We start from the raw sequence: 12,172 nt of genomic DNA, 5'->3' as shown, positions 1-12,172 counted from the left end.
TAGATACAGGATTCGTAAATAAATAATGAGTAAAGATAAGATTATTTATTGAGTTATCTAAAGTCTAATTTGTTATTGCTAAAGCAACGATTTTAATCGAAGTAAAAAATTTAATGCTCACATTTTTATATTGTTTCGATAATATTATGAACCAATACATTATAATATTATGAATTCTAAAATTACAACTTGTGTTTTTTTTCTATTCTTTTTAAGTTTTAGCACAGCACAAAGCACGAGGACACCAGACGGTGGCGGAGAAGTTATTTTTAACTCTGAAAACAGACCATGCGTAACTCCTGAACAACGCAATAAAATGATTAATGATGTTCAAACTAGTATTGCAAAATTACGTCGAGAAAATAGATTGTCATTTTCACATCAACGTGGAGGAAATCATCCTTTTTTCATCTGGCCCGTACAAAAAGCTAATAATATAACTTTCAACGAAATTTATACAATAACGGCTTATGTGGATCATAACACTGAATTTCCGAACCAGCTAACCGATTATACGGGTGGCGCGAGAACTTATGATACAAATGCTGGATATAATCATGAAGGTACTGATATTGCAACATGGCCTTTTGGATGGCAAATGATGGACAACGATGGAGTGGAAATAATCGCTGCAGCTCCTGGACAAATTATTATAAATGATGATGGCGCATTTGATCGTAGTTGTGATTTCAACACAACTACACCTTGGAATTTAATCGTTATACAACATAATGATGGAAGTGTCGCTGCCTATGGACATATAAAAAATGGATCTACGACTACAAAAAACGTTGGAGACATGGTAGTTGCAGGCGAATATTTAGGCATTGTTGGTAGTTCGGGCATATCCACTGGTCCACATTTACATTTTGAAGTTTTAACGGATGAAACATTTACGGAAATAATTGACCCTTACTTTGGGACTTCTAATTCTACAGTTTCAGAGTCCTGGTGGATGACTCAAAGACCCTATAATAGTGCTGGAATTAATGCTGTTTTAACGCATAGTGCCGCACCAGATGTTTTCCCTCCTTGCCCAACAAGTGAAACACCAAATTTAAGAAATGATTTTAATACTGATGATGACATCTATTTTACGGTTTTTGTAAGAGATCAAACTTTGGGAGACATTATAAATTTCGAAATTCTTAGACCAGATAACACCTCATTATTTGATGAGTTTAGTGCAACAGCAACTACTACAGCATACACTTGGTATTATTTATTTGGTCCTTATAATGGCTATTTTGATATGGTTGGCGAATGGAAATGGCGTGCAACTTTTGGTGGAGAAACCGTTACACATACATTTAATGTAACTAATACCTTAAGTGTTGATAAAATTAAGTCTACCGAAACATCAATATATCCAAACCCATTTAGCACTATTGTAAACATAAACTCTACAACCAAAATAAATAAAGTGAGTATCGTAGATATACTTGGTGAAAAAGTATTGATGATTAACGAAAAATCTGATAACGGAATTAAAGCATTAGATCTGCCTCAACTTTCTAATGGCCTCTATTTTGCCATACTTGAAGGAGATTATAACTACAGAAAAATGATTAAATTACTTAAGAAATAGGTCTACATGCGTCAGTCCGAGTGCAGTCTTGAAGCAACTATAATCAATGTTATAGTTTCAAGACTGCCATCGAATGACCAAAAGTATTAATGTATTATTCTGAAGTGTTCATCGTTTCAAAAATATTTCTTAAGTCCTTTTTAAAAGGCAAATGATCTGCGCGTCCTTTTTTGAAAATATCATTACTATTTCCTTGTCCTTTTCTCAGGGCCTTTTGCTCTTCATAAGATAATTTAATAATATCTTGACAATTTGTAGAGCAACAATTTTCCATTTTTTCTTTACAAGAACCGCACTGGATAAATAATAAATGACAGGCTTCGTTAGCGCAATTGGTGTGTAAATCAGCAGGGTTACCACATTGGTGACACTGCGCAATAACATCATCAGAAATACGCTCGGAACGTCGTTGATCAAATACAAAGTTTTTACCTAAGAACTTATTTTCCAAGCCTTCAGATTCAATTTGACGCACATAATTGATTATACCACCTTCTAGCTGAAATACATTTTTAAACCCTTTATGTTTGTAATAGGCACTTGCTTTTTCGCAACGTATTCCACCAGTACAATACATCACCAGTTTCTTATCTTCTTTGTGTTCTCTTAAATCTTCTTCAATTAAATCTAAAGATTCTCTAAAGGTATCCACATCTGGGGTTACGGCATTTTTAAAATGACCTATTTCACTTTCGTAATGGTTTCGCATATCTACCAAAACCGTGTTTGGATCTTCAATGAGTTCGTTGAATTTTTCAGCATTAACGTGAACTCCTTTATCAGTAACATCGAAGGACGCATCATTTAAGCCGTCTGCAACAATTTTGTTACGTACTTTAACTTTCAATTTTAAAAAGGCAAAATTATCGTGCTCAACAGCAATATTCAATCTTACATTTTCTAAAAATGAAATGGTATCTAAATGTTTTTTGAATGGCTCGAAATTTTCTGCAGGTACAGATAATTGAGCATTAATACCTTCGTTTGCCACATAGATTCTTCCCAGAACCTCTAACTGGTCCCAAGCAAGAAATAGATGATTTCTAAAGATTTCGGTATTGTTAATTTTAGCGTACTTGTAGAAAGAGATGGTTAAGCGTTCTTTTCCCGCTTGCTCAATAAGTTCTGCTCTTTCTTTAGCACTTAAGTTGTTGTACAGTTGCATGCTATACTAATTTTAAGGTTAAAGAATTATAAGTTGCAAAGGTATTGTTTTTACTGAAACCGCTTTAAAATTGAGCATAAAAAAAGCACTTTGATATATCAAAGTGCTTTTAGATCAACTTACCAACTTAAACTAAAAAGTTAATCTTCATCGGTTTCACAATTGCAGAGGGATAAAGAACGGCAATTGAAACACCTAATGTTACTAATACTTTTTTGAAAGTGAGCATTAATTTGTTAAACCTAAGCCCATTTTTCTATCAGTACTCATAGCAATTATTTCCTTTTTCATTTATTAGATGTAAAAAGTGTAAAAGGGTTGCGTCATAAAAGTAAAAAAAACAATTTATTATAAACTCACACATCAATCAATACCTTATCAACATTATAAATATCATAATACAAGCATTTTAAACCTCACACCAAATCTATTTATTAATTATAAAATCGATACTTCTTTGAACATTAAATGACATAAAATTCGATGTTATTTATTTATCATGTTATAAAATAACCCATCTTTCACTCAAGCAACTTCTAATCAGACATTAAAAAATAAATTACCCAAAATTCATTATTTTTATTTGGAATGAATAAAAATAGAGATATTTTTGTCAAAAAATTTTAGGTGTTACAATTCAAGGTATTTTCTGCTTTTTTATTACTCTTATGTAGTTTTTCGGCTTTTAGTCAGAATGGAAATTTTTACGGAAAGGTTAAATATGATTCTAACGAACCTGCAGTTTCTACATTTATTATTCTAAACGGCAACAACATAAAACAAGAAACAAACTCTAATATTAATGGGTCTTTTACTTTTAAAGACATCCCATACGGAAACTATACGATTGCATTTTACTCTTTAAATGAGCAACCGAAAACAGTTGACGTAAAATTAGATTCAAAAAATAAGGAGGTCAATGTTACTTTAGAAGTTGCAGCCTTAGATGAAGTTTTTGTAAAATCTAAAACCGTACAGCAAAAAATTGAAGAAAAAGGTTTTGCTGTAAATGTTATAGAAACCAAAGAGATTGCCATACAATCCATTCAAGTAAATGAATTATTAGATCAGTCTGCGGGTGTTAGAGTACGTCAATCGGGTGGTTTAGGGTCTCATGCGCATTACAATTTAAATGGCATGACTGGCAATTCAGTCAAGATTTTTATTGATGGTGTTCCTATTCGGAATTTTGGTCCTTCCTTTTCTTTAAACAGTATTCCTCCGTCGTTAATTAAACGAATTGAAGTTTATAAAGGTGTTGTTCCTCCACATTTGTCTGACGATGCCATGGGTGGAGCTATCAACATTGTATTAAATGGCATTACTAAAAATGAACTAAAAGCCTCTATTTCTGCTGGATCTTTTGGAACCTACAGAGCTGATGTTAATGGTGGTTACCGAAATAACAAAAACGGATTCACAGCTAGAGGTTCTGCGTTTGTAAACTATGCAGATAACGATTATGAAGTTTGGGGAGACCAAGTCGCAGTGGCACTTTCTGCTGGAACTCCAGATGTCTATATACGAGCCAAACGTTTTCATGATCGTTATAGGTCACAAGGTGGAAAGGCTGAATTTGGATACACTAATGTAGGTTGGGCCGATAAATTTTTGGCTGGTGTTTTATTGTCTAACATGGATCAACAAATTCAAACTGGTGCTACCATGGAAATTGTTTACGGTAATCGATTCACCGAACAAAACACCAACATGTATAGTTTAGACTATGCAAAAAAAGGGCTTGTCAAAAATTTAGATGTGAGTGCTTTCGCCTCATATTCTCGACTCAATCGAAAAACAATAGACACCATTGCTACGCAATACAGCTGGTTGGGTTACCCAACAAGTTATTACAATGACCCTGATGTTTGGGCAACCGGTGCCGAAGCTGGCGATCCAACACTTCAGAAAGATATTGATGAAACGATTAACGCACGTACTAATGTAGCCTACAACATCAATGATAACAATGTTATTCAATTAAATCATTTACTAAACACCTTCACTCGAGATTCTGATGACCCCATGCTGCCTGCAGTTGAAAATGCACTAAAGGAAACGCGTGAATATTTGAAATCTATTTTGACGCTTTCCTTCGAAAACAAAGCCTTCGACGAGAAATTAAGAACTTCTGTTTTTGGGAAATCTTACTATATGGATAGAACTTCTAAATTACGCACACGAAGTTCTAACACATCAAGTTCCACTATAATCATAGAAGAAAATAACATTAACTCTAACGACTTTGGTTACGGTGGAGCCATTTCATATACATTCTCACCAAAATTCACCGTATTTGGTTCTGCTGAAAAAGCTATTCGCCTACCTGAAGCCAATGAGGTATTTGGAAATGTTGCCGCCAATGTGAATGCTTCAATAAATCTGAAACCAGAACATAGTAATAATTATAATCTAGGTTTTACCTACGATAATATAAAATTCAAAAAACACACGTTTGGAGTCACCTCTAATATATTTATTAGAGATACTGAAGATTTAATTATGCAGTTTCCTACGGGAAGTAATGAAGAGTTTTTTGAAAACTCTAATGTCGGTAAAATTTATACAGAAGGTTTTGATTTTACATTAAACTATAATTATAACGAAAAGCTATTTTTTAGTGGAAATACTTCGTTTTTCAATGCAAGAGACTACAATGTCACGTATGATGTAGATGGCAATCCAATAACACCAAGTTATGAAAGGCTGGCCAATACACCATACTTTACAATGAATTATAATTTAAAATTTAAAACACCGAATCTTATACAAAAAGGATCCATGGTATCTACCTATACGAATTTACTATATGTACATGAATTTTTTAGAGGTAGTAGTGTTCTTGGTGGTTCCGGAAAAACGGTAATACCGACACAAGTATCTTTGGATGCTGGTTTTGCTTACACCTTTCCTAAAAACAAAGTCACTTTAAGTTTCGATGTTAAAAACATATTAAACAATCAAATATTCGATAATTACGCGCTTCAAAAACCAGGAAGAGGGTTTTACGGAAAACTTTCATTTACAATTTTATAAAACAACTTTAATTTAAAAATTATGAATTTCAATATCAAATCTATTTTAAGTATCGCCTGTATATCGGCTTTAACGTTAACCTCGTTTTCATGTAGTGACGATGACACTCCATCTTCAGGCTCTACAGATTCTGCTTACAGACCATACCACTTAGTCATTGGTTCTAGTCCAACTGGAGAATCGGAAACCTACACACAAGGTGTAACTGTAGAAGAATTAAACGATCCTAATAAAACATTTTCGTTTAATGGTTTTGGGCAAGAAATTCCATCAACACGAACTGCAAGATTATACACTTCTAATGATGGAGAAACAGTATATAACCTAAATTATGGTGGAGGTGATATCGCAAAATATGACTATATCAACGGACAAAACTATAACCTACTTTTAACAACCGACATTCAAGCGGTTATGGGAACAGCATATCCACGTTGGACAAAAATTGATGACAACTACGCGATGTTACACAACGTAACCACAGAAAACATCTACGAAGATCCTACAGATGAAACGTCACCTTACGTAAAAACTAATGCGACAGTTACACTTGCACGTGTAGATCTCAATACAATGACAGTTTTAGAAAACACATCGTTTGAATTTCCTTATAGTGAAGATGAATCTACAGAAGGTATTCATACCTTTAGGATTGATGCTCCTGTAATTACCAACGGAAAACTATATTATGGTGTAGCCAAACGATTTTTTGATGCGTTAACAGGCGAAAGAGGCACAATGGTTTACGATAATATTGAAACCTTAGTTGTAGATTATCCGTCTTTAGAAAACGAAACAACGATAATGTCTACATTAGCACAAGGCTCTACCAATGGGTATAGAACACCTGTTGCACATAAAGATGAAAATGGTGACACTTACCAACTTGTAACTGCTGGAGATGCTTCTATTATGAAAATAAGTAATGGAGCTTATGATACAGCTTACGGTAAATTTGATATAAAATCACTTTTAGGTCATAATGCAGAAGCAAATACGGGGTGGTTTTATGTTGGTAATGGTATTGGTTACGTACCTGTTTTAAACACAGATTTAGGAGACAATGCAAGCTCTAATTGGGATATTGTTCGAGTTGATGTGTATAACAAAACAGCTATTAAAATGAATATTCCATTAGATTTATGGTTACGTCAGTACCAATGGGCAAGTGTCATCGATGGCAAATTATATATGGCTTTAGCATCTTTAGGAGGTGTTGGTAACGTTTACATTTTTGATCCTAGTTCTACAAGTGCAGATGGTTTTACAACAGGTGCTGTATTAGAAACAGGAACTACCGATGCTTCTTACATTGGACTTTTCTAAAACGAATTAATTGATTTAATATATGAAGCCAGAACATGTAATTGTTCTGGCTTTTTTATAATCATAAATTCTAAAAGAACATGAAGCGGTTTCTAAAACTTAAAAAAATGACTAGCATTTGTAGTAATTTGAAACGAGAAATGTTATTAAGTAAAATAAGTGGTATTTTTGAATTATAATTTATAAGGAATTCTAAGAAAACAGAACATATGAGTAGTGAAAAAGACGCAAAGTTAAAAGCTTTAAAACTAACTTTAGACAAGTTAGATAAGGCTTATGGAAAAGGAACAGTAATGAAAATGAGCGACCAGGCTGTAGTTGATGTAGATGCTATACCTTCTGGTTCATTAGGATTAGATATTGCATTAGGTGTTGGCGGTTACCCAAGAGGACGTGTTATTGAAATTTACGGACCAGAATCATCTGGTAAAACAACCTTAACACTTCATGCTATTGCAGAAGCTCAAAAGGCAGGTGGTATTGCGGCATTTATTGATGCAGAGCATGCTTTTGACCGTTTTTATGCTGAAAAATTAAACGTTGATATTGACAACTTAATTATTTCTCAACCAGATAACGGAGAACAAGCTTTAGAAATCGCAGATAATTTAATTCGATCTGGTGCTATTGATATTGTAGTGGTCGATTCTGTTGCTGCCTTAACGCCAAAAAGTGAGATTGAGGGTGAAATGGGAGATTCTAAAATGGGCTTACATGCCCGTTTAATGTCGCAAGCCCTTAGAAAATTAACAGCTTCAATTAGTAAAACAAATTGTACGGTAATTTTCATTAACCAATTACGTGAAAAGATTGGTGTAATGTTTGGTAACCCTGAAACTACAACTGGTGGTAACGCCTTAAAATTCTATGCTTCTGTACGTTTAGATATTAGACGTTCTACACAAATAAAAGATAGCAACAGTAACGTTATGGGTAATAAAACCCGAGTTAAAGTGGTTAAAAATAAAGTCGCTCCTCCATTTAGATTAGCGGAATTTGATATTATGTATGGTGCAGGTATTTCTAAAGTAGGAGAAGTTTTAGATTTAGCTGTAGAACAAGAAATAGTTAAAAAGAGTGGTTCTTGGTTTAGCTATGGAGACACTAAACTTGGTCAAGGGCGTGATGCGGTAAAAATGCTTATTAAAGATAATCCTGATTTAATGGATGAATTAGAAGAAAAAGTGAGAGCTTTTATTAACGATTCTCAATAAGAGTGCTTTAGTTACTTTTTTACATCTTAAAAGATGTGATCATTAAAAAAAATCCTGTTTTTTACAGGATTTTTTTTTGGTTAAATTTTGCTTTACAGAATTTCTTCTATATTATACATTGTATAAAAATAAAAATGGCGTTCCTAAAATACAATAACTGATTTTTTTATGACGACATATTAAAATTTATTTGGTAATAGACGCAACCCTTTTGAGTTTGCTACATCTATATATTGAAATTGATTATTTATATTATGAAAAAATATGCCCTTTTAACCATTTTATTTTTAACAATACTGACCTCGTGTAGTGTTGATGATGGTGATTCTACTTATATTAGTACAGAAACACTGCCGATTGAAAGTGTAGAACTCCCAGAACAGTTTGCATTTAATGAAACTTACGAAATTCTAATCACATACAACAGACCTACTGCCTGTCATCGGTTTTATAATTTTTTTTACGACATACATGAAAATGAACGTACGATAGCCGTTATTAACTCGGTTTATCAAGATGCTTCTTGTGAAGAAAGCCCAGAGTCAGTTACAGTAAGTTTAAATTTTATCGTAACCGGAACAGAAACGTATGTATTTAAATTTTTTCAAGGATATGATGAAGAAGGAGAAGAACAATATCTGGTGGTAGAAGTTCCTGTTTTAGATTAAAAAACCCAATTTGAAAACGTAGCGAAACTAAATATTAATTAATTCCAAAATTCATGTGAGTTTAGAGAAGCTCATTAAAAAATGTATTAATAATGATGCGCAAGCACAAAGCCAATTATACAAGCTATATGCAAGTAAATTATTTTCGCTTTGTCTTAAGTATTCAAAAAACTATGCCGAAGCCGAAGATAATCTGCACGATGCTTTTATAACTATTTTTAGCAAAATAGAACAGTATAATTATAAAGGATCTTTTGAAGGTTGGTTAAAACGAATTGCAATAAACACCGCGTTACAGCGCTACAGAGAAGATGTTGGAGTTTATGCTATCGTTAATGAAAGTGATATTGAAGAAGTCTCTGTAGAAATTAATGATAATGATGTTAGTATTGAATATCTACTAAAAATTATACAAGACTTACCAGACCGGTATCGATTGATATTCAATTTATATGTGCTAGACGGGTATTCTCATGTTGAGATTAGTGAATTAGTACAGATTTCCATTGGGACATCAAAATCTAATTTAGCACGCGCAAGGATGATTTTAAAAGAAAAAATTGAATCCTACAATGCCACTGTCAATTCGCAGCGATTAAAAAAATAGTCTGCAGAGAAACAGACCATAATAATGAACGATAAAAAAAACATAGATAGACTTTTTCAAGAAAAGTTTAAAGATTTTGAAGTTACCCCTAACGATACTGTTTGGGAGAATATCAGTGAGAGTCTTCCTAATAAAAAGAAAAAACGAAAAGTTATCGGTCTTTGGTGGCAGCTTGGGGGAGTTGCTGCTGTAATTGCATTATTACTTACCGTTGGTTTTACAATTTTTAATTCTAATAAATCTAATACTCAAGAATTTCCTATTGTTAATACCGATAAAACAGATTCCGCATCTGAAAATGATTCCAATAATTATTTAAAAGATAATAAGCAAATTGAACTCAATACAGCTGACTCTGATAGTTCAAAAGTTGCAGATTCTAATTCCGATATAGAAGACAATTCGTATTCAAATATATCAGAAAATAATTCTTCCCAAACAACCAGTACTTCGAACCAATTAACCAATTCTAATACTATTAGTAAACCTTTAAATAGGGTTGCTAATAATACTAATGTTGAAGATAATGGTAATGATTTATCTACTCCGACATCTAAAGATAAAAATGGCAAAATTGCGACGCAATCCAAAATATCTAATTCTAATTTAAAAAATGATAATAAATCGATTGTAGAGAAAAACGATAAATCGTTTTTGAATACAGACATAGAACGAAAGTCAACTATTAAAACCGCCATTGAACAACATAAAAATGCTATTGCTGATAATTTATCGACCCAAAATCAGAACAGTAAAACATTAGAAAAAGATAGCAATAAAGAGGATAGCTTAGAAAAAGAAAATTCACTATTAGAAGCTTCCGAACAGGCAACTATTGAGAATGCTATTGCCGAAAACGAAGATACTACTGATGACGGAGAAAAAGACAATAAACGAAATAGATGGAGTATTTCACCCAATATTGCACCTGTCTATTTTAGTTCTATGGGAGAAGGATCTTCAATAGATCAACAGTTTAATAACAATTCTAAAAGCAGTGATGTTAATATGAGTTATGGTATTGCTGGTAGTTATGCTATTTCTAAAAAATTAAAAGTTAGAGCCGGTATCAATCGTATTAATCTTAATCAAACCACTACAGATGTATTCGCTTTTACTGGAGCAGCAACAACTGCACGAGGTGTAGGTGCTCAATATAAAAATATTGCTTTCAACAATGGTAAAGAACATACGTCTTTGATGAGTTCCACTATGATGAATAAATCGTCTACTCCAGAATTATTCAACACTAAATTCCCTGGCGAGATTGAACAAAAATTTGGTTTTATTGAAATACCTGTTGCATTAGAATATGCATTACTCGACAAGAAATTTGGTATTAATATTATCGGCGGATTCAGTACATTTATTTTAAACGGTAATGAAATTTATGCCGATGTTAATGGAACAACAACATTGATTGGAGAAGCAAGCAATATTAATAATACTAGTTTTAGTGCCAATTTTGGTTTGGGAATGGATTACAATCTTTCAAAACAATGGGATATAAATCTCGAACCAACTTTTAAATATCAATTAAATACATTCGATAATACTACAGGAAATTTTAGACCATTTATTATTGGTGTTTATACTGGGTTAAGTTTTAAGTTTTAGGTTAGGTTAGGTTATTGCAGAAAAGCTATGATGAATGCAATGATGACAAAAGCTACTCTTGGTTAGGGTAGCTTTTTATTTGAATTTAAATCACTACTTAGCTCATCCCAAATAATAGCTTTTACTGTGGCGTTTAAAGGTTTTGTATCTGCTATGGTTAAATCTTTGGTAGAAATGAATTTATGAATTCTAGCTCTCATTTTCCCAGGACTACCGCTAAAAAAAGTATATGAAAATCGTTTCTTATTATCGTAAAATGTAATTGGGACTACAGGTATTTGATGATTTATAGCTAATCGGAATGCACCATCTTTAAATTCATCTAACATAATGTGCTCCTCAGGCACGCCACCTTCAGGAAAGATACAAATACTTAAGTCTTGTTTTAGCCGTCGTTGTGCTCTTAAAAATACCGCTTGTCTACTTTTAGCACTCGTTCTATCTACCAAAATACACGTGCGTTTGTAAAAGAATCCAAAGAGTGGAATTTTAGCCAATTCTTTTTTGCCTACAAAAACAAATGGATTTTTAACCGTAACCAACATCAGCATAATATCAGCCATCGAGGTATGATTGGCCACAAACATATAACTCTTATTAGGATCTGGTGTTTCTTCTCTAACAATCTTATAGCCAAAACCCATACCTATTAGAATAAATTTAGACCAAATACGAGCTAATCGAAAAAAATAGGGATACCATTGCTCTCGTGAGATGGATACTATAAGAAAAGGAAACAAAACAATAATCGGAATAGCCACCAAAATATAGAACCATATACGATATAAAAGCCAAAATGGATATTTAAAAATTGCCATGGCACCAAAACTAGTTAATTAAATTAAAGGACTTCTTATAGTCTACTAAAAAATTTACCTTTGCTTTTTACAAAAGTTAAATTTGAAAAGATTCCTGCTTAATTCAATTACTAAATATAATTTCAAAATGGAT

General features: G+C 32.9%; 9 protein-coding genes. 7 read left to right on the top strand and 2 right to left on the bottom strand.

The genetic code is table 11. The annotated features are described in order from the left end of the window. The first annotated feature begins 169 nt into the window (after nucleotides 1-169). The gene (locus QMA06_RS02865; RefSeq protein WP_290205343.1) at nucleotides 170-1,588 is read left to right on the top strand and encodes a peptidoglycan DD-metalloendopeptidase family protein; all 1,419 of its coding nucleotides are present in this window, start codon (nucleotides 170-172) and stop codon (nucleotides 1,586-1,588) included. A 94-nt stretch (nucleotides 1,589-1,682) separates the two neighbouring features. On the opposite strand, the gene trhO is transcribed toward QMA06_RS02865, so the two are convergent. Beyond that, nucleotides 1,683-2,753 carry an oxygen-dependent tRNA uridine(34) hydroxylase TrhO gene (trhO, locus tag QMA06_RS02860; RefSeq protein WP_290205342.1) on the bottom strand — a complete coding sequence of 357 codons (1,071 nt, stop codon included), beginning with the start codon at nucleotides 2,751-2,753 and terminating at the stop codon, nucleotides 1,683-1,685. Nucleotides 2,754-3,380: 627 nt separating this feature from the next. On the opposite strand from trhO, the gene QMA06_RS02855 reads away from it, so the two are divergent. The 6 genes from QMA06_RS02855 (at nucleotide 3,381) to QMA06_RS02830 (ending at nucleotide 11,221) form a co-directional block, all read left to right on the top strand. Then, nucleotides 3,381-5,789 carry a TonB-dependent receptor gene (locus QMA06_RS02855; protein ID WP_290205341.1) on the top strand — a complete coding sequence of 803 codons (2,409 nt, stop codon included), beginning with the start codon at nucleotides 3,381-3,383 and terminating at the stop codon, nucleotides 5,787-5,789. Between the two features lie 21 nt (nucleotides 5,790-5,810). Further along, nucleotides 5,811-7,115, top strand: coding sequence for a hypothetical protein (locus QMA06_RS02850; RefSeq protein ID WP_290205340.1), 1,305 nt, complete (start codon nucleotides 5,811-5,813; stop codon nucleotides 7,113-7,115). A 209-nt stretch (nucleotides 7,116-7,324) separates the two neighbouring features. Further along, nucleotides 7,325-8,329 carry a recombinase RecA gene (gene recA / locus QMA06_RS02845; RefSeq protein WP_290205339.1) on the top strand — a complete coding sequence of 335 codons (1,005 nt, stop codon included), beginning with the start codon at nucleotides 7,325-7,327 and terminating at the stop codon, nucleotides 8,327-8,329. A 254-nt stretch (nucleotides 8,330-8,583) separates the two neighbouring features. Beyond that, entirely contained in the window at nucleotides 8,584-8,997 is a 414-nt protein-coding gene (locus QMA06_RS02840; RefSeq protein WP_290205338.1) for a hypothetical protein, read from the top strand. A gap of 55 nt (nucleotides 8,998-9,052) precedes the next feature. Continuing rightward, nucleotides 9,053-9,604 carry an RNA polymerase sigma factor gene (locus tag QMA06_RS02835; RefSeq protein WP_290205337.1) on the top strand — a complete coding sequence of 184 codons (552 nt, stop codon included), beginning with the start codon at nucleotides 9,053-9,055 and terminating at the stop codon, nucleotides 9,602-9,604. Nucleotides 9,605-9,628: 24 nt separating this feature from the next. Then, on the top strand, nucleotides 9,629-11,221 hold the full coding sequence (locus tag QMA06_RS02830) for a hypothetical protein (protein WP_290205336.1): 1,593 nt from the start codon (nucleotides 9,629-9,631) through the stop codon (nucleotides 11,219-11,221). Nucleotides 11,222-11,283: 62 nt separating this feature from the next. On the opposite strand, the gene QMA06_RS02825 is transcribed toward QMA06_RS02830, so the two are convergent. Then, nucleotides 11,284-12,039: a lysophospholipid acyltransferase family protein gene (locus QMA06_RS02825; protein WP_290205335.1), complete on the bottom strand. Its 756-nt coding sequence runs from the start codon at nucleotides 12,037-12,039 to the stop codon at nucleotides 11,284-11,286. Nucleotides 12,040-12,172 lie beyond the last annotated feature (133 nt).

Origin of the sequence: Winogradskyella bathintestinalis (assembly GCF_030407435.1) — a bacterium.
Lineage (GTDB): Bacteria > Bacteroidota > Bacteroidia > Flavobacteriales > Flavobacteriaceae > Winogradskyella > Winogradskyella bathintestinalis.
The sequence above is the reverse complement of the archived record's forward strand: the minus strand, read 5'-3'. Positions and strand labels throughout refer to the sequence as shown.